Here is a 19,379-nt window from a genome sequence, read left to right on the forward strand (position 1 = left end):
TCATCGCCAGGCTCTTATTGTGCAAAACCCCTCGACAGCGTGTGCTGCGAGGGGTTTTTGCTTTGGCGCGGCGGAAACGCTGCGCTCGCATTTTCTTGCTGGAGCTAACGACGCCGTACCGTGGCACTTCCGATGGCCCCAGCCAGACAGATCCCGCCCAGCAACGCCGCGGCAGGCGTGACCAGGGACGTGGCCGACGCGCTTGCAGCGACCGGCAACAGCATCAGTACGGCCACGTTATTGACGCTTTCCGACGCCGCCAACACCTTTCCTTTGTTTGCGCCCGCCCGCTGCGCAAGGATGGCGGTGCTGGCAGGTGCCGCGATACCCAGCGCCACTCCCCAGACCAGCAGGCATCCCAGCGCCACCGGCAGCCCGATCGCGGCCGTCAGGAATAATGTCATGGAGCAGGCGACCACCACGGTAGCGAGAACCAGGATGTTTTCTTCGCGCTGGTAACGCCGGCTGCAATGTCCCGCCAGCATATTGCCGACTCCCAGGCCCAGACCGAATACGGAGACGGCAACGCCGACGGCTCCTACCTCGAGCCCATATCGCATCCGCAGCACTTCGCCCGCAAAGACATAGCCCGCCACTGCGCTGCCATTCCAGGCGCCTTTTGCGAGCAGAAGGCAGAAGATACCGGCGCCTGCATTCTTGATGGACGATTCCTTAATCATGCAGGCGCTTGGCCGATCGTGCGGAATCACGCACCAGCCCGCGCCGAAGGCCACAAGGCAGCTCCCGGCGATCAACAGAAACGGCGTGCGCCAGCCCCAGGCTTCTGTCAGCAAACCGGCCACGGCGGGCCCAGCCGCGATCCCCGCGGTCATACCGAGCATGACGCTACCCATGGCGCCTGCCTGCTTTGCTGGCGGTATCCGATCGGCGATCAGGGCGAAGACGGTGGGGATTGTTGCGGCCGCGGCGAGGCCCCCAAGAATTCGCAAGGCCATGGCGGCGTGCAGTGTCGGCACCAGCCTCAGCGCAATGCTATCGGCGGCGAACAGCAGCGTGGCAGCGAGCAGCACCCGGCGCCGTCCGGCGCGATCCGAGAGCCAGCCCATCAGCGGTGCCGCCGCGGCGTACGACAGGGCATAGGCCGAGACCAGTCCCGAGGCATGCGCCGGGGATGTGTGGAAGGTCGATGCGAGCGGGGCCAGCATCGGGGCGAGCATGAACTCCGCCGCCCCGACCATGCAGACGGCAAGGGCCAGGACGGGCAGAAGGAACGGCGATGGCATCGGAAACTCCGGGGTGGGATGACGGACAGCCGAAGCGCGCGTCATGACGGCGCAACGCAACGGCATCGATGGCTAAAGCCAGCTAAATCGGGGAATTGAGCGGCGCCGCAGGAGTCGGGCGCAGACAGAAGCGGTGCGCGGGGGGCACCGGTCAGGCGGGAGGGGCGGACCAGAAAGGTCCGCCCGGAAGATGGAAGATTCTAACGTATCGCGGGGAAAGGAGCGTGGGCTTAGTCTGCCTCTACCTTCATCGACTTCAGCAGTGGCTGCCACTTGTCGCTTTCCGCCTTCAGCAGCGTCCGCAGGCCTTCCGGCGTCTGCTTGTCGACCGGAACAATTTCCGCGCCGAGTCCGTCCAGCTTCTTGATCACGGCCGGATCCTTCAGTCCTTTTTGCAATGCCTTGGTGAGGCGTTCGACGGCAGCCTGCGGCGTGCCCCTGGGCGCGTAGATGCCGTGCCATACCTTGACGTCAAAGCCTTTCAGCCCGCCTTCCTGCAACGTCGGGGCCTGCGGCAGCGCCTTGATCCGTGCCGGCGTGGTAACGCCGAACAGGCGCACGCGATCGGCCTGGATATGCGGCAGGGTGGCCGTGGTCTGGTCGCACAGCAGGTCGACCTGGCCGCCCAGCAGCGCGGTCAGCGCGGGGCCCGCGCCCTGGTAGGGGATGGCGTTCAGCCTGACGTGCACCGATTGTTCGAACAACAGCCCGCAGAGCTGGGAGACGGCACCCAGGCCGGCATTGGCCAGCGACACCTTGTCCTTGTTCTGCGTCACGTACCGGATCAGTTCGGGCACCGTCTTCGCCGGCAGGTCCTTGCGACCCATCAGCGTCATCGGCACGTCCGCCACCTGGCCGACATACTCGAAATCCTTCAGCGGCGCATACGACAGCTTCTTGTACAGCGCTGGCGCGGTCGCCATGCCGTTGTGGTGGATCAGCAGGGTATAGCCGTCGGCCTGCGCGCGGGCGACGAAGGCGGCCGCCACGGTGCCGCCGGCACCGGTGCGGTTTTCCACCACAATGCTCTGGCCAAGGTCTTGCGACATCGCTTGCGCCAGGGTGCGCGCGACGACATCGGTCGGGCCGCCGGCGGAGTAGGGCACGACCAGGGTGATCGGCTTGGCCGGATAGGCATCGGCCGCTGCCGCGCCTGAGGCGCCTGCCATCGCAGAAGCCGTTACCAGCATGCCCGCCAGCCATCGCGGCCCGGCGAGCCGATACTTCGCATCCTTCATTGCTGTCTCCAGATAGGTGCCGCGCCGTGGGTCCGGGGCGGCTCGTCAGGGTTGCGCGGCTAGCATGGCGGCAAGCCGCGGCGACAGCAATCTGGTTCTCGTGAAGGATGCCTAATGCATGGTGAAAGATCAGTCTGGTAAAAGATCAGGCCGCTTCGGCCACGCGCACCTCCACCAGCAGCTTTTTCAGCTCCGGCACGCACGAGCCGCAGTTGCCACCGGCCTTGACGCAGGCCGTGATCTCCGCGGGCGTTTTCAGGTCGTGCTTGCGCACGGCATCGCAGATGGTGTTGCGCCCCACGCCGAAGCACGAGCACACTGTCGGGCCGGTGTCGGCGCCTTTCTCCATCGGCTGTCCGAGCAGCAGCCCGATGCGGTCGGCGTCTTCCAGGCGCTCGCGACCGAAGAGGCCGGCAAGCCAGGCGCGCGACGGCAGCTCGGGGCGTGTCGAGACATAGACGCAGGCCTCGAGCCGGTCGTCGACGACATGGCCCGCGTGGTACACGCCCGCGGCCCGGTCCTCGTATTCCAGCCAGTCGGCGTCCGGATCGGTTACGCCGAGCAGCGCGCGCGCCCAGGCGGTGCGATCGGTCACGGTGTCGCGGCCGGCGAATTCATAGCGCTGGAACTGGCGGCCCTGCACGCGCGTCCAGTAGGTCAGCGCTTCGGCAGGTAGCGCGCGGCGGCTCAGCATGAAGCCATGCCAGTGCACGCCGAACGGCTCGACCCGTACCGGCGTGTGCTTGAATTCGGGCTCGCCCGAAACAGGATCGACCACCGGATTGACCAGCGCGCCGACCCGCGCGTCGGAGCTGAACTGCCCGTTCCAGTGGATCGGCACGAACACGCTGCCGCGCGGAATGCCGCCGCCGTGGCGCACGCGCGCTACCATCGCGCCCCAGCGCGTGCTGACGCGCGCGAGCTTGCCTTCGCCCACGCCGCACAGCAGCGCGTCCTGCGGATGCATGTCGACAAAGGGCTCGGGCAGGTGGTCGGCCAGCTTGGCCGACTTGCCCGTGCGCGTCATGGTGTGCCACTGGTCGCGCACGCGGCCGGTGTTCAGGATCAGCGGGAAGTCGTCGTCGGGCGCGTGGGCCGGCGCGCGCGGCGGCGTGGCGACAAAGCGGGCGCGGCCATCGGCGTGGGCGTAGCGGCCATCGCCGAACAGTCGGCGGGCGTCCTGTGTGCCTTGCGCGGGCACGGGCCACTGCACCGGTTCCAGCGCGTCATAGCGCACCCGGTCCAGGCCGGCCAGCCCGCCGATATCGAACGCGCGTGGGGCGTCATCATTGCGCCATGCGCTCAGGCGCGCGTGTTCGTCGAAGATCTGGTGCGGCCCGGCATAGTCGAAGCCGCTGAAGCCCATGCGGCGTGCCACCTCGCACAGGATGTCCCAGTCCGCGCGCGCTTCGCCCGGTGCCGGCAGGAAGGCGCGCTGGCGCGAAATGCGCCGCTCCGAGTTGGTCACGGTGCCATCCTTCTCGCCCCAGCCCAGCGCGGGCAGCAGCACATGCGCGGCGGCGTTGGTGTCGGTGCGCTCGATGATGTCGCTGCTGACCACCAGCTCGCACCTGGCCAGCGCGCGGCGCACCTGGTCGGCGTCGGGCAGGCTCACCACCGGGTTGGTGGCGATCACCCAGACCGCCTTGACGCGGCCGGCTTCGATGGCCTCGAACAGCTCCACGGCCTTCAGCCCGGGGCGATCGGCCACCGCCGGCGATTGCCAGAAACCTTGCACCACCTCGCGATGCAACGGGTTGGCCAGTTCCATGTGCGCGGCCAGCATGTTGGCCAGGCCGCCGACTTCGCGCCCGCCCATCGCGTTGGGCTGGCCGGTCAGCGAGAACGGGCCCATGCCCGGCTGCCCGATACGGCCGGTGAGCAGGTGGCAATTGATGATGCTGTTGACCTTGTCGGTGCCGGCCGACGACTGGTTGACGCCCTGCGAGAAGGCGGTCACGGCCTTCTCGGTCTGCGCGAACAATGCGTAGAAGTCCAGCACATCCTGCAGGTTCAACTTGCACGCGCGGGCCACGGCAGCCGGATCGGCGCAGGTGGCGTCAGCGGCTTGCAGGGCTTCATCCAGTCCCGCGGTGCTGGCGCCGACGAAGGCGGCGTTGGCGTGCCCTTCACGCGCGAGGTAGCTCAGCAGCCCGTTGAACAGCCACACGTCGGTGCCCGGGCGGAGCGCCAGGTGCAGGTCGGCCAGCTCGCAGGTGGCGGTGCGGCGCGGGTCGATCGCCACGATCTTCATCTCCGGGCGCGCTTCCTTGGCCCGGGACAGGCGCTGGAACAGGATCGGGTGGCACCACGCGGTGTTGGAGCCCACCAGCACCACCAGGTCGGCCAATTCCAGGTCTTCGTAGTTGCCCGGCACCAGGTCTTCGCCGAAGGCGCGCTTGTGGCCGGCCACGGCCGACGACATGCACAGGCGCGAGTTGGTGTCGATATTGGCGCTGCCGATGAAGCCCTTCATCAGCTTGTTGGCGACGTAGTAGTCCTCGGTCAGCAACTGGCCCGAGACGTAGAGCGCGACCGAATCCGGACCATGGCGGCGGATGATGTCGGTGAAGCCCTGCGCCACGGTGTCGAGTGCACGGTCCCATGACACCTGCTGCAAGCGGCCCTCGGCATCGCGCTGCTTGGGATGGAGCAGGCGGCCTTCCAGGTCGACCGTTTCGCCCAGCGCCGAGCCCTTGACGCAGAGCCGACCCTGGTTGGACGGATGTTGCGCGTCGCCCGCGATCTCGACCTGGCCGTCGGCGCGCACCGTGGCACGCACGCCGCAGCCGACGCCGCAGTACGGGCAGGTCGTGGCGGTGGTAGTGGTCAGGGTTGCAGAGACAACCGGGATGTCGGACAGGTTCACGCGTTCTCCGTGCGGGGGCGTTATATGGCTTGGGGTGATGCTAGGCAGCGAGCGCTTCGCACTGCGCCTTGCCGAACAGCAGGCGCTGGCGCAGCGCGGCCACCGGCGTGCGTTGCTGGATCAGCTCGAAATACCAGGCACCGTCCTGCACGTCGCCGTACAGAACGGCGCCGACCAGGCGCCCGTCCTGCAGTACCAGGCGCTTGTAGACGCCGCGGCGCGCGTCGCGCAGCACCAGGTCTTCGCTGCCTTCGCCGCCGATGAAGTCCCCAGCGGAGTACAGGTCGACGCCAGTCACTTTCAGCTTGGTCGCAGTGGCCTGCTGCACGTAGCGGCGATGGCCGGCGCCGGCGAGATGGGCCGCGCAAACGCGCGCCTGGTCCCAGATCGGCGCCACCAGCCCGAAGGTGGCCTGGCGATGCTGGACGCACTCGCCGACGGCATAGATGCGCGGATCGTAGGTCTGCAGCGTGTCGTCGACGACGATGGCGCGCTCGCAATGCAGGCCGGCGCCTGCGGCCAGTTCGATGTTGGGGCGCACGCCGGCGGTCATTACCACCAGGTCGGCGGGGATCTCGCTGCCGTCCTTGAAGCGCACGCCGGTGACGCGCCCGGTGCCGAGAATTTCCGCGGTCTGCGCGCTCAGCAGGAAGCGCAGGCCCTTGCGTTCCAGCGCGCCTTTGAGCAGCGTGGCAGCGGGCTTGTCGAGCTGGCGCTCCATCAGGCAGTCGGCCAGGTGCACCACGGTCACGTCCATGCCCTGGCGCAGCAGGCCGTTGGCCGCCTCCAGCCCGAGCAGGCCGCCGCCGATCACCACCGCATGGCGGTGGTTGCGCGCGGCATCCAGCATGGTCTCGACGTCCTGGATGTCGCGGAATGCGATCACGCCTTCGAGCTGGTGTCCCGGCACCGGAATGATGAACGGCCTGGAGCCGGTGGCCAGCAGCAGGCGGTCATAGCGCACCTCGCGCCCCGAGGCGGAACGCACCATGCGGCGCGGCCGGTCGACCGATACCACCGGATCGCCGGCGAGCAGCTCGATGCCGTTCTCTTCGTACCACTCGCGCGTGTTGAGCATGATGTCCGCCACTGTCTTCTCGCCCGCCAGCACCGGCGACAGCAGGATGCGGTTGTAGTTGCCGTGCGGCTCGGCGCCGAACACCGTGATGTCGTACAGGTCCGGGGCGAGCTTGAGCAGTTCCTCGACGGTGCGCATGCCGGCCATGCCGTTGCCGACCACGACCAGGCGCGGGCGGGCTCGAGGGTTGGCTGAAGGCGTCATGCCGGCATCTCCGTTGGCAGGGCAGATAGACAGGGGCAGCATCGATTGACCGGGGCCTGGGTCAGGCGGCGAGTTCTTCCTCGGCCTCGCGCATGGCCGCGGCGGCGGCGATCCACACCTTGCCGTCATAGACGCGCGCGGGGTAGGCGTTGACCGACTGTTCAGGTGCCTCCAGGCATTCGCCCGTGCGCAGATCGAAGTGGTGCTTGTAGATCGGCGAGGCCACCACCAGCCGCTCGCCCAGGTTGCCGACCAGCCCGCGCGACAGCACCGCGGCCTGCGCGTTGGGATCGAAGTTGTCGATGGCGTAGACCTCGTCGCCGCGGCCGATGCGGAAGACCGCGACCTGCCGGTCGTCGACCAGCGCGCACACACCAGTATTGGGCACGATATCGCGTACGGTGCAGACGGCGGTCCAGGTTTCGGCATGGTGGGGATGGCTCATCACGTTCTCCTTGGTTGCTGGCACGGTCAGGCGGCTTTCGCGGGCATGGAGACCACGGGAATGTGGCTCAGCCGGGAGCGCTGCAATTTCCGTTCCTCCGGCGTGGCCGGGCGAATCTGGCCGCGCTCTTCGATGAAGACCAGGTTGTCGTCGCGGCGGTCGCTGTTGACGAAGTGGCGGAAGCGCTTGCGCGTCTCGGGGTCGGTCACGGCCTTCTTCCACTCGTCTTCATAGGTGTCGACCACGTGCTGCATCTCGGCTTCGAGCTCGGCGGCGATGCCCAGCCTGTCGTCGAGCACCACGGCCTTCAGGTAGTCCAGCCCGCCTTCCAGGTTGTCGCGCCAGACGCTGGTGCGCTGCAGGCGGTCGGCGGTGCGCACATAGAACATCAGGAAGCGGTCGATGTAGCGCACCAGCGTGTCGTGGTCGAGGTCGCTCGCCAGCAGTTCGGCGTGGCGCGGCTTCATGCCGCCGTTGCCGCAGACGTACAGGTTCCAGCCCTTGTCGGTGGCGATCACGCCGACGTCCTTGCCTTGCGCCTCGGCGCATTCGCGCGTGCAGCCCGATACGCCGAACTTGATCTTGTGCGGCGCGCGCAGGCCCTTGTAGCGGTTCTCCAGTTCGATGGCGAGGCCGACCGAATCGCCCACGCCGTAGCGGCACCAGGTGGAACCCACGCACGACTTCACCGTACGCAGCGCCTTGCCGTAGGCATGGCCGGATTCAAAGCCGGCGGCGATCAGCTCTTCCCAGATATAGGGCAGTTCCTCGGCACGCGCACCGAACAGGTCCACGCGCTGGCCGCCGGTGATCTTGGTGTAGAGGCCGTATTTCTTCGCGACCTGGCCCACGGCGATCAGGCCTTCGGGCGTGACCTCGCCGCCCGGCATGCGGGGCACCACCGAGTATGTGCCGTCCTTCTGGATGTTGGCGAGATAGTAGTCGTTGGAGTCCTGCAGGCTCGCGTGCTCTTCCTTCAGCACGAACTCGTTCCAGCACGACGCCAGGATGCTGCCCACGGTGGGCTTGCAGATGTCGCAGCCCATGCCGCTGCCATGCGCTTCCAGCAGCGCGTCGAAGGTCTTGAACTTGCCCACGCGCACCAGGTGGTAGAGCTCCTGGCGCGAGAACGGGAAGTGCTCGCAGAGATGGTTGTTGACCGCCATCCCTTGCTTCTTCATCTCGGCCTTCATGATCTGCGTCACCAGCGGCACGCAGCCGCCGCAGGCCGTGCCGGCCCTGGTGCAGCTCTTGAGCGCGCCGATGCTGGTCGAACCATCGCAGACGGCGGCGCAGATCTCGCCCTTCGATACGTTGTTGCACGAGCAGATCTGCGCGGTGTCGGGCAGGGCGTCGGCACCCAGCGCCGGCCTGGCCTTGCCGCTGCTGTCGGGCAGGATCAGGAACTCGGGCGACTCGGGCAGCTCGATCCTGTTCAGCATCATCTGCAGCAGCGTGCCGTACTCGCTGGCATCGCCGATCAGCACGCCACCCAGCAGGTACTTGCCGCAGTCGGACACCACCAGCTTCTTGTAGACCTCCTTGCGGTCGTCGCTGAACTGGTAGATGCGCGCGCCCGGCACGGTGCCATGCGGGTCGCCGATGCTGGCCACGTCCACGCCCATCAGCTTGAGCTTGGTGCTCATGTCGGCGCCGCCGAACTCGGCCGCCTCGCCGCGCAGGTGGCGCGCGGCCACGCGGGCCATGTCGTAGCCGGGGGCCACCAGGCCGTAGATCTTGCCGTCCCACAGCGCGCATTCACCGATGGCGTAGATGTCCGGGTCGGAGGTGCGGCAGTTGTTGTCGACCGCGATGCCGCCGCGGGCGCCGACTTCCAGGCCGCTGGCGCGCGCCAGTTCGTCGCGCGGGCGGATGCCGGCGGAGAACACGATCATGTCGGTGTCCAGATGGGTGCCGTCGGCGAACACCATGCGATGGGTACCGTCCTCGCCGTCGACGATCTCGACGGTGTTCTTGCCGGTGTGCGCGGTCACGCCCAGGCCCGCGATCTTCTGGCGCAGCATGCGGCCACCGCCTTCGTCGACCTGCACCGCCATCAGGCGCGGCGCGAATTCCACCACATGCGTCTGCAGGCCCATGTCGCGCAGCGCCTTGGCGCATTCGAGGCCAAGCAGGCCGCCGCCGACGACCACGCCGGTCTTCGAGCGCGCGCCGCATTCCTGCATCGCTTCCAGGTCTTCGATGGTGCGATAGACGAAGCAGTCCTTGCGGTCCTTGCCCGGCACCGGCGGCACGAACGGATAGGAGCCGGTGGCGAGGATCAGCTTGTCATAGGACAGGGTCTCGCCGGTGGAGACCCTGACCGTGCGCGCGGCGCGATCGATCTCCACCGCACGGGCGTTCAGGCGCAGCAGCATGTTGTCGTGCTGCTCGAAGAAGCCCGCCGGCACCAGCGACAGGTCTTCCGCCGACTTGCCGGAGAAGAACTCGGACAGGTGCACGCGATCGTAGGCGGGACGCGGTTCTTCGCACAGCACGGTCACTTCCAGGTTTTCCGCACCGGCTTCCGCCAGCGCTTCCAGGAACTTGTGACCCACCATGCCGTGGCCGACGATGATCAGTTTCATGATGCTTTCCTTGTCCGGTAGTCAGTCTTTGCTGCTTGATGTTGCGGTGGGGCGATGCCTGGGAATCAGTTGGCCAGCGCGCTGTCGTAAAGCGCCTGCTCGCGCGCCTTGTGCTCGGCGCTGAAGCGGATGGCGATGGCGCACAGCGCCGCGATGGTGGCCAGCACGCCCAGCACCGTCAGGGTCTGCTGCACGTTGCCCAGGCCCTTGAGCAGGAAGCCCGCGGCCACCGCGCCGACGTTGCCGCCTGCGCCGATGATCCCGGCCACGCCGCCCAGCGCCTTGCGGTCGATAAAGGGCACCAGCGCATAGGTGGCGCCGCAGGCCATGTGGGTGAACAGGCCGAACATCAGCATTGCCACCACCGCAAGCGCCACGTTGCCGGCCTGCGCGAACCACAGCAGGCCCAGGCCTTCGCCCAGGATCAGCACGAACAGCAGCGTGGCGCGTGCATCCAGGCCGCGCCGGCGCGCCGCCTTGTCCGACAGCCAGCCCCCCAGCGCGCGCGCAAACAGCGCCAGCAGGCCAAAGCTCGCGGCGGCCATGCCGGCGGCCTTCAGGCTCAGGCCGAAGCGGTCGACGTAGTACATCGCGGCGATGTTGTGGATGAAGATCTCCACGCCGAAGCAGGCGCCGTAGGTGATGAACAGCAGCCACACGCGGTAGTTGGCGCTGGCGGCGCGGAAGCTGGCCCAGCCGCCACCCTTGCCGCCATCCTTGCCGCTGATCTCGATGCCGCGCGCGCGCAACTCCGAGTAGTTGCCTTCCGGGCAGTCCTGGGTGAAGCGGTAATAGACCACCGCCATCACCAGCATCAGCACGCCCGGCACCAGCAGCGCGATGCGCCAGCCGAAGGCGTGGTCAGCGCCCGTCATCAGCACCGCGGCCAGCACCAGCGGCATCAGCGCCTGCGCGGCGCCACCGCCGGCATTGCCCCAGCCGGCCGTGGTTGCGTTGGCGGTGCCGACCACGTTGGGCGCGAACATCACCGAGGTGTGGTACTGCGTGATCACGAAGCTGGCGCCGACCGCGCCGATCAGCAGGCGGAACACCAGGAAGGTCTCGTAGTTCTGCGCCAGCGCCACGCCCAGCACCGGCAGCGCGCCCAGCGCCAGCAGCCCGGTGTAGGTCTTGCGCGGGCCAAAGCGGTCGCACATCGGGCCGATCACCAGGCGCACCAGGATCGTCACCGCGACCGCGGCGATATTGATGTTGGCGATCTGGCCGGCGCTCAGGCCGAACTCGCCCTTGAGCACCGGCATCAGCGGCGCGCAGGCAAACCACGCGAAGAAACACACGAAGAACGCCATCCAGGTCAGGTGGAAGGCGCGCATCTGCGGAGTGCTCAAGCTCAGCAGCTCGATGCGGGTGGCTTTGCCGGTCATCGTCACTTGCTCCAAAAACAAATGGCGTCCCGCAAACCGGCCGTGAAGCCGGTTCAGGGGACGCCGTTGTCCTGACAGCCGCTACAAGGGATAGGGGCTGTGTGTGTGGGGGTGGGCCGGTCGCCGTTGACGGGCCCGGACCCAATTACGCAAGGGGTGTGCCAGCCCGTTATGTGACGGGCAATGGCGTCTGACGGCCGGTCGGCGGGGGCGCAAGCGCTTTGGATGCGCTGTGGTGGGGCGGGCGGCGGGCGCGCGGCACGCTCATGGTGCAGTGCGGTGGACTGCGCTGGTGCGGTGCGGCACCGGCGGCAAGGAAGGCTTTGGCGTTAGCCGCCGCCGGCGGGCTTTCGCACCGGAATGATCTGCATGTCGCGCGGCGACACCTCGGCGCCGTCCTCGTCGACCAGCGCGGCGCGCACCAGCTTGCCATTCGCGCGCGAGCGGACCTCGACCGGGCCGCCGTCGGGCGCCATGTGGCAGTCGCCCCATTGCATCAGCCCGACCAGCACCGGCAGCAGTTCGACCGCGGCACGGGTGGGGCGGTACTCGAAGCGCTCACGTTCGCCGGGTTCGCGGTAGCCGACCTTGCGCAGCAGGCCGGCATCGGTCAGCGTCTTGAGCCGCGCCGACAGCACCGCGGGCGAGCATTCCAGCCGGCGCAGGAAGTCGTCGAAGCGCGTCACGCCGTGGAAAACGTCGCGCAGGATCAGGATCGTCCACTTTTCGCCAATCAGCGACAGCGTGGAGGCGATCGAGCAATGGCGGAGGTCGGACGCAGTGGTGGTCATGATGCCGTGAAGCATAGCATGCTGACTTCATTTGCAAAAGTCAGGTTATCTCCTATACTCTGGCTACAGATTATGAATCCAGAGGGTGGCAGCATGGATCTCCAGGGCTCGGCGCGCGGCGGCGTGACGGAAAGCTGGACGGCGGGACGGGGCACGCAGGTGACGCTGCGCCGCACCCAGGTTCAGGATGGCGCGGCATTGCGTGCGATGGTGGAAGCGCTGTCGCGGGAAAGCCGCTACTTCCGCTTCCTGACTGGCGGGCGCGTGGTCGATGAAATCGTCGCCGGCCTGGCCGCGCCCGGAGACGGTGGCGTGGCGCTGGTCGTGGTCGCGCCCGGTGAAGACGGCAGCCAGACCATCGTCGCCAGCGCCGAATATGTGGTGTCCGGCCAGATTGCCGAGTTCGCGGTGGTGGTGGCCGACGCCTGGCAGGGGCAGGGGCTGGGCCGGCGCCTGATCGCCAGGCTGTGCGAGCTGGCGCGTGCCGCCGGGCTGCACGGCCTGCGCGGCGACGTGCTCAGCGAGAACCGGCGCATGCTGGCGATCCTGCAGGGGCTGGGCTTTGCCAGCCGCCGCAATCCGCAGGACAGCTTCCTGCATGAAGTCTCGCTGGCGCTGGCGCAGCCGGCGCGCAGCGCGCAACGGCTGCCGGCGGACTGGTTCAGCGCGCGCTGACCGGCAGCGCGCTCAAGCCTCAGCCGGCTTCGCGCTTGCCGCGCGAAGTCATGGTACAGCCGACCGAGGCCGTGATGATGCTCGCGATCGCCAGCCACTGCACCGTGCTCAGTTGCTCATGCAGGAACACCAGCCCGGCCAGCGCGCCCATGGCCGGCTCCATGCTCAGCAGGATGCCGAAGGTGCGCCGGTGCAGGCGCTTGAGCGCCACCATCTCGAGCGAATAGGGAATCGCGCTCGACAGGATGCCGACCGCCAGCCCGAACAGCAGCAGGGTCGGACTGAACATCGCGGTGCCCGCGTGCGCGAGGCCGAACGGCAGCACCACCAGTGCGGCCATGGTCAGCCCCAGCGAGGTCGCCTGCCCGCCGTGGGCGTTGCCGGCCATCTGCCCGAACACGATATACAGCGCCCAGCCCACGCCCGCGGCCAGCGCATAGCCGATCCCGACCGGATCGAGCGTGCCGGCGGCATCGCCGACCGGAAGCAACAGCAGCAGCCCGGTCACCGCGAACGCAATCCACAGGAAATCGATCGCGCGCCGCGACGACAGCACCGCCACCGCCAGCGGCCCGGTGAACTCGATCGCGATCGCCAGCCCCAGCGGAATGGTCCGCAGCGACATGTAGAACAGCAGGTTGGTGGCGCCCAGCGCTGCGCCGTACAGCGCGATCGCGCGCGCGTTGGCGCGCGTCAGCGGCATGCGCCACGGCCGCCAGACGCACAGCAGGATCAGCGCGGAAAAGCTCACCCGCAGCGCCGTGGTGCCCTGCGCGCCCAGCGCCGAGAACAGGCTCTTGGCAAACGAGGTGCCGATGCACAGCGAGGCCATCGAGCCGGTCAGGGCCAGTACGGCGATCAGGGTCGAGTGGCGGTGGGCGGTGGCGTGCTGCAAGGTCGGGTCCTGTATCGAGGTTGGGGGCCGGTGCGAATGCTGCCGCATCATGCGGCATGCGCGGCGCGGGCGCCATATACAGGTGCGCGCAGGCGGCTCAGTACAGTTGCGCCGCGTGCGGCCGCAGACCGGCCCCTGCTGCGGCTCAGTGCTCCCGCGCCGCGGCCTTGCGCCGCTTGCCGGGCTTGCCGGCGCAATCCGGGCAGCGCCCCAGCAGCGTCAGTTCGTGGTGCTCCACCACGAAGCCCGGCGGCGTGATCTCTTCCAGGTGGCCGGGACATCCTTCCAGCGGGAACACGCGGTCGCACGTCAGGCACTGGAAATAGTGGCGGTGCGTCACCGCGCCCGGTTCCTCCGCCAGTTCATAACGGTCGGCCTGGCCGGGCAATTCCACCGCGTGCACCTGCGCATCGTCGAGCAGGGCGCGGAGATTGCGATAGACCGTGGCCAGGCCCAGGGACGGCACCTGGCGCTGCGCCGCGGCCAGGATCTCGGCCGGGCTCAGCGGCCGGCCGGCTTCGCGCAGCGCGTCGATCACGGCGCCGCGTTGACGGGTCATGCGTTCCATGCCTAGAATCTTAGTGAGAATTTATTATCATTAGTGAGTCGCCGCGGTTTGCCAGTCGGATGGCCGCCGCGGCGACTCGTTTTTTTCGGGGTGTTCCTTATGCTGCTTGCGCAGCCCAGCCGTGCCCGGCACCCGGTGCCGCTTTCCTTCCTGCGCGTGGTATTCCGGCCAGTACCCGCGCGGCGGCCACTGGCCGCGCTGATGCTGGCGATGTCCGGCCTGGCCGATGCGGCGGAACCCGCGCAGGCCTCCGATATTACGCTGCCGGCGGTGTCGGTGACCGGTACGGCCACCGCATCATACAACCCGCCCGACGCCTCGGGCGCGACCCGCACCGACACGCCGCTGCGCGAGATCCCGCAGTCGGTGCGCGTGGTGCCGCGCGCCATGCTCGACGACCTTGCCGCGACCCGCTTCGACCAGACCTTCGACTATGTCAGTGGCGTCGCGCGCCAGAACAACTTCGGCGGGCTGTGGGACAACTTTGCCATGCGCGGCTTCACCGGCAACGAGAACACCGGCGCCGGCTACCTGGTCAACGGCTTCGCCGCCAACCGCGGCTATACCGCGCCGATGGACGCGGCCACCATCGAGCGCGTCGAAGTGCTCAAGGGCCCGACCTCATCGCTGTACGGCAGCAGCGAGCCCGGCGGCACCTTCAACGTGGTCACGCGCCAGCCGCAGTTCCGGCCCGCGCAGCGCTACGGCTTCGAGCTGGGCACGCGCGACGGCTACCGCGCCAGCGCCGACGTCACCGGCGCGCTGGGCGAAGACATCGCCGGCCGGCTGATCGCGGTGGCCGACCACCAGGGCAGCACCCGCGACTTCATCCACAGCCAGCGCTACCTGGTCGCGCCGTCGATCACGTGGATGCTCGGCAACGACACCATCGTGCAGTACGCGGCGGAATTCCAGCGCTACACCACGCCGATGGACCGCGGCGTGGTCGCCGTCAACGGCCAGTTGGGCCGCATCCCGCGCTCGCGCTTCCTGGGCGAGCCCGGCGACGGCAGCCTGCGCCTGGACAGCCAGTCGCACCAGCTCAGCGTGGAGCACGAGTTTTCGCCGCAGTGGCAGGGCAGGCTCGGCCTGTCGTACCGCGGCGGCGCGCTGGCGGGGCATTCCAGCGAAGCCGCCGCGCTCGCCGCCGACGGCCGCACGCTCTGGCGCCAGCACCGCTACCGCGACTTCCAGTCCGACGATGTCTCGCTGCAGGCCAGCGTGACCGGCAAGTTCAGCACCGGCCCGGTCGGGCATGAACTGCTGCTGGGCGTCGACGCCTACCGCTTTGGCAACACCATGGCGATCCTGCGCAAAAACCCCAGCGCCGCGGCACCGTACGCGATCGACATCTATGATCCGGTCTATGGCCAGCCGGCGCCGCCGCTGGCCTGGAACATGGACACCTACGAGCGCCAGCACAATGTCGGCGCGTACGCGCAGGACCAGCTGCGCCTGGGCGAGCGCTGGCGCGTGCTGGCCGGCGTGCGCTTCGACAGCTTCAGCCAGTCGCTGGACGACCACCTGCGCGGCACCCGCACCACGCAGCACCACAACGCGGTGTCGCCGCGCGTGGGCGTGAGCTACCTGGCCAGCAACAACCTGTCGCTGTTCGCCAATGCCAGCCAGTCGTTCCGCCCCAATGCCGGCAGCGACGCCGCCGGCCAGCCGTTCGAACCCGAGCGCGGCCGCGCGCTGGAGGCCGGCATCAAGTTAGACAGCGACGACCGCCGCACCGGCGCCACGCTGGCCGTGTTCGAGATCCGCAAGCGCAATGTGCTGGCCGCCGACCCGGCCGATCCGTCGTTCTATCTCGCCGCCGGTGAGGCCCGCAGCCGCGGCGTCGAGCTCGACGTGGCCGGGCAGCTTGGCACGCACTGGCGCGTCTCGGGCAGCTTCGCGCTGACCGATGCCGAGATCACGCAGGACACCCGCCTGGCCCCCGGCACGCCGTTGTCCAACGTGCCGCGTACCAGCGCCAGCCTGCTGGCGATTTACGAGGACGCGGCGCCGGTCGGGCAGCGCTATGGCGCAGGCGCCGGCCTGCGTTATGTCGGACGGCGCCCGGGCGACGTGCAGGACAGCTTCTCCTTGCCCGCCTACGTGCTGGTCGACCTGCACGGCTACTGGCAATACAGCCGGCACGTGCGCGTGTCGCTCAACGTGGGCAACCTGTTCGACAAGACCTATTACGCCAGCTCGTACAGCAGCCTGTGGGTGGCGCCGGGCGCGGGCCGCAGCGTGCGGCTGGGCGTGCAGCTGAGCTACTGACGGGGACCGATGATGCCGACACCACTGGCGATTGCCCGGGGCCCGACCCACCGGCTGCTCTCCATCGATGCGTTGCGCGGGCTGGTGATCCTGATCATGCTGCTGGACCATGTGCGCGATATGTTTTTCCTGCACGTGCCGGTCGCCGATCCGATGGATGTCGCCGCGACCTCGCCGGCGCTGTTCTGTTCGCGGCTGCTGGCCCACCTGTGCGCGCCGGTGTTCATCGCGCTGGCGGGCGTGTCGGCCTGGCTCTACGGCAACGCCGGGCACGACCGGCGCGCGGTCGGCGGCTTCCTGCTCAGGCGCGGCCTGTTCCTGGTGTTGCTGGAGCTGACCCTGGTGGGCTTTGCCTGGACCTGGCGCCTGCCGCCGCAGGTGATCTACCTGCAGGTGATCTGGGCCATTGGCCTCAGCATGATGGCGCTGGCCGCGCTGGCATGGCTGCCGCGCGCGGCGCTGGTCGCCACCGGCGTTGCCCTGGTGGCGGGGCACAACCTGCTGGATCCGCTGCACTTTGCGGCTGACAGTGCCTGGCACGTGCCCTGGGCGATCCTGCACGACCGCACCTGGATCGAGGTGGCCGATGGCCTGCGCGTGCGCACTTCATATCCGGTGCTGCCGTGGATCGGCGTGATCGCGCTGGGCTATGCGGCGGGGCCGTGGTTTGCCGCGACCATGCCTGCCCGCGCGCGCCAGCTGAGGCTGGCCACCTGCGGCCTGGCGGGGATGGCCGGGTTTGCGTGGCTGCGCGCGCTCAACGGCTACGGCCAGGAACAGAAATGGATCCCCGGCGCGGATGCCCTGCATACCGCGATGAGCTTCCTCAACGTGACCAAGTACCCGCCGTCGCTGCTGTTCCTGCTGCTGACGCTGGGCGCCGGCTGCCTGCTGCTGCTGTGGCTGGAGCGCGCGCAGGGCGGCCGGGCGGCGCGTTGCCTGGCCGTGTTCGGCGCAGTGTCGATGTTCTTCTACCTGCTGCACCTGTATGTGCTGCAGGGCCTGTACCAGCTTTGCGTGTACCGCTGGGGCCTGAACCAGGGCCGCGTATTCGGCCTGGACCATGTCTGGCAGCTGTGGCTGGCGGCAGCAGTGCTGGCGCTGCTGCTGTGGCCGGCGGTGCGCTGGTTCGCGGTGCTGAAGGCGACGCGGCGGGACTGGCGCTGGCTGAAGTACTTCTGACCAGCGCCGCGAGCCGCCGCGCGAGCCTTAGCGTGGTGCAGTGGCGGCAGCGGCCGGCTGCACCGTCGCCGGGGCCGGTGCCGGTGCCGGCGCCTGCGCCTGCGCCGCTGGCTGCGGCTGTGCGACGGGCTGTTGCTGTGTGACGGCTTGAGGCTGCGCGACCGGCTGTTGCTGTGCGACGGCTTGCGGCTGCGCGACCGGCTGTTGCTGAGCAACGGCTTGCGGCTGCGCAATGGCTTGTTGCTGCGTGACAGCTTGCGGTTGCGCCACCGCCTGAGGTCGCGCGACGGCTTGGGGTTGCGCCACCGCCTGAGGTCGCGCGACGGCCTGCGGCTGCGCCACCGCCTGGGGCCGCACCGCGGCTTGCGGGCCGGCGGCGGGCGCGCCGTTGGCGACCGGAGCGGCCTCGGTCAGTTCACGCCAGCCGCCGCCCAGCGCCTTGTACAGCGATACGCGGCTGGTCAGCCCGGCCAGCTTGTAGGTGATCAGCGCCTGCTGCGCGGTGTAGAGCTCGCGCTGCGCGTCGAACACGCCGAAGTAGTCGTCCACGCCGTTCTTGAAGCGCATCTCCGACAGCCGCCGGGTTTCGCTGCCTTCGCGCACCAGCGCTTCCTGCGCCTGCACCTGGCGCTCGTAGGTGGCGCGGGCCGCCATGCTGTCGGCCACTTCGCGGAACGCGGTCTGGATGGTCTTCTCGTAGTTGGCGACGTTGATGTCCTTGCGCACGTTGGCCGCGTCGAGGCCGGCGCGGTTGCGTCCCGCATCGAAGATCGGCACTGTCAGCTGCGGCGCGAAGACCCACGCCATGCCGCCCGAGAACAGCCCCGCAAGGCTGCTGCTGGCCACGCCCAGCGCGCCGGTCAGCGAGATGCGCGGGAAGAAGGCCGCACGTGCCGCGCCGATATTGGCGTTGGCGGCCTTGAGCCGGTGCTCGGCGTCGAGGATGTCGGGACGGCGCACCAGCACGCTGGAGGGCAGCCCTTCGGGGAACTCGCGCATCAGCATGCGCGCGTCGAGCGGATCCGGCGCGGGGGCATTCGGATTGGCGGGCGCGGCACCGGCATCGGTGACCGACTTGGGCAGCGGCCCGCCGATCAGCAGCGCCAGCGCGTTCTCGTCCTGCGCGACTTGCCGGGTGTATTGCTCCACGCCCACCTGCGCGGTCTGCACCTGGGTTTGCGCGCGATGCTGGTCCAGCTGCGCCATCGCGCCCACCTGGTGCCCGCGCCGGACCATCTCCGCCGCGTCCTGTTGGGTCTTGAGCGTGTTCTGCGACAGCTGCAGCAGCGCGCGGTCGGCACGCAGCGTCAGGTAGGCGCTGGCCACCTCCGCCACCAGGCTGATCTGCGCGCTGCGGCGCGCCTCTTCGGTGGCCATGTATTCCTCCAGCGCGGCATGCTTGAGGCTGCGCACGCGGCCGAAGAAGTCCAGTTCGAATGCGGTCAGGCCGATGCCGGCGTTGTAGGTGGTGATCTGCGGCGACTGTCCCGCCGCGCGCAGCCGTTGCGGCAGCCGCTGCGACACCATGCCGGCATTGCCCTCCACGGTGGGGAACTGCGCCGCGCGCTGGATCTGGTACAGCGCGCGCGCCTCGTCGATGGCCAGCGTGGCCATGCGCAGGTCGCGGTTGTTGGCCAGCGCCAGCTCGATCAGCTGGCGCAGCTGCGGGTCGACGAAGACATCGCGCCAGCCCAGGTCGGCGGCCGAGGGGCCGGGGGGCTGCGCCGGCTGGCCCGGCTGCGCCGCGCCGTTGGCCGGTTTGGCCTGCGCGGTGCGGTAGGCCGCGCCGTCGGGCCATGCCGACGGGATCGGGGCTTCGGGGCGCTGGTATTGCGGCTCCAGCGTGCACGCGGCAAGCGCCAGTACCAGCGCGCCAGGCAGCAGCAGGCGTGGCGGGAGGGGGGCACGGCGGCGGGGACGGGGCAGGCTTCGCATGGATGGTTCCG

14 protein-coding genes are annotated in these 19,379 nt (G+C 68.9%); 3 read left to right on the top strand and 11 right to left on the bottom strand.

The genetic code is table 11. From position 1 onward, the window contains the following. Positions 1-104: 104 nt before the first annotated feature. The 8 genes from U9J39_RS26940 to U9J39_RS26975 all read right to left on the bottom strand — a co-directional run bounded on the left by U9J39_RS26940 (position 105) and on the right by U9J39_RS26975 (position 11,857). On the bottom strand, positions 105-1,244 hold the full coding sequence (locus tag U9J39_RS26940) for an MFS transporter (RefSeq protein ID WP_326348557.1): 1,140 nt from the start codon (positions 1,242-1,244) through the stop codon (positions 105-107). A gap of 230 nt (positions 1,245-1,474) precedes the next feature. After that, a complete protein-coding gene (locus U9J39_RS26945) occupies positions 1,475-2,482 on the bottom strand; it encodes a tripartite tricarboxylate transporter substrate-binding protein (protein ID WP_326348558.1) in 1,008 nt (335 codons plus the stop codon). Positions 2,483-2,627: 145 nt separating this feature from the next. After that, positions 2,628-5,351: a nitrate reductase gene (locus U9J39_RS26950; protein WP_115712675.1), complete on the bottom strand. Its 2,724-nt coding sequence runs from the start codon at positions 5,349-5,351 to the stop codon at positions 2,628-2,630. A gap of 40 nt (positions 5,352-5,391) precedes the next feature. Continuing rightward, positions 5,392-6,633 (bottom strand): NAD(P)/FAD-dependent oxidoreductase, encoded by a 1,242-nt coding sequence (locus U9J39_RS26955; protein WP_116313610.1) that lies wholly within the window; start codon positions 6,631-6,633, stop codon positions 5,392-5,394. 61 nt (positions 6,634-6,694) lie between these two features. Continuing rightward, complete coding sequence (gene nirD, locus U9J39_RS26960) at positions 6,695-7,078, bottom strand: nitrite reductase small subunit NirD (RefSeq protein WP_115712679.1); 384 nt, start codon at positions 7,076-7,078, stop codon at positions 6,695-6,697. A gap of 26 nt (positions 7,079-7,104) precedes the next feature. Beyond that, positions 7,105-9,666 (bottom strand): nitrite reductase large subunit NirB, encoded by a 2,562-nt coding sequence (nirB, locus tag U9J39_RS26965; RefSeq protein ID WP_115712680.1) that lies wholly within the window; start codon positions 9,664-9,666, stop codon positions 7,105-7,107. Between the two features lie 65 nt (positions 9,667-9,731). Then, positions 9,732-11,051 carry a NarK family nitrate/nitrite MFS transporter gene (locus tag U9J39_RS26970; RefSeq protein WP_115712682.1) on the bottom strand — a complete coding sequence of 440 codons (1,320 nt, stop codon included), beginning with the start codon at positions 11,049-11,051 and terminating at the stop codon, positions 9,732-9,734. Positions 11,052-11,380: 329 nt separating this feature from the next. Further along, positions 11,381-11,857: a winged helix-turn-helix transcriptional regulator gene (locus U9J39_RS26975; RefSeq protein ID WP_326348559.1), complete on the bottom strand. Its 477-nt coding sequence runs from the start codon at positions 11,855-11,857 to the stop codon at positions 11,381-11,383. Positions 11,858-11,935: 78 nt separating this feature from the next. Between U9J39_RS26975 and U9J39_RS26980 the strand changes: the two genes are divergently transcribed. After that, positions 11,936-12,517, top strand: coding sequence for a GNAT family N-acetyltransferase (locus U9J39_RS26980; RefSeq protein ID WP_116313612.1), 582 nt, complete (start codon positions 11,936-11,938; stop codon positions 12,515-12,517). 19 nt (positions 12,518-12,536) lie between these two features. Here the strand turns inward: U9J39_RS26980 and U9J39_RS26985 are convergent, their stop codons facing one another. Continuing rightward, positions 12,537-13,349 carry an EamA family transporter gene (locus U9J39_RS26985; protein ID WP_231942326.1) on the bottom strand — a complete coding sequence of 271 codons (813 nt, stop codon included), beginning with the start codon at positions 13,347-13,349 and terminating at the stop codon, positions 12,537-12,539. Positions 13,350-13,557: 208 nt separating this feature from the next. After that, positions 13,558-13,980, bottom strand: a complete 423-nt coding sequence (locus tag U9J39_RS26990; protein WP_115699928.1) for a Fur family transcriptional regulator — start codon at positions 13,978-13,980, stop codon at positions 13,558-13,560. 99 nt (positions 13,981-14,079) lie between these two features. Between U9J39_RS26990 and U9J39_RS26995 the strand changes: the two genes are divergently transcribed. Further along, complete coding sequence (locus tag U9J39_RS26995; protein ID WP_326348560.1) at positions 14,080-16,251, top strand: TonB-dependent siderophore receptor; 2,172 nt, start codon at positions 14,080-14,082, stop codon at positions 16,249-16,251. A gap of 9 nt (positions 16,252-16,260) precedes the next feature. Further along, positions 16,261-17,433 carry a DUF1624 domain-containing protein gene (locus tag U9J39_RS27000; RefSeq protein ID WP_326348561.1) on the top strand — a complete coding sequence of 391 codons (1,173 nt, stop codon included), beginning with the start codon at positions 16,261-16,263 and terminating at the stop codon, positions 17,431-17,433. A gap of 27 nt (positions 17,434-17,460) precedes the next feature. On the opposite strand, the gene U9J39_RS27005 is transcribed toward U9J39_RS27000, so the two are convergent. Continuing rightward, entirely contained in the window at positions 17,461-19,368 is a 1,908-nt protein-coding gene (locus tag U9J39_RS27005; RefSeq protein WP_326348562.1) for an efflux transporter outer membrane subunit, read from the bottom strand. Between the last annotated feature and the right edge of the window lie 11 nt (positions 19,369-19,379).

Source organism: Cupriavidus sp. SS-3, from assembly GCF_035818815.1.
Lineage (GTDB): Bacteria > Pseudomonadota > Gammaproteobacteria > Burkholderiales > Burkholderiaceae > Cupriavidus > Cupriavidus taiwanensis_C.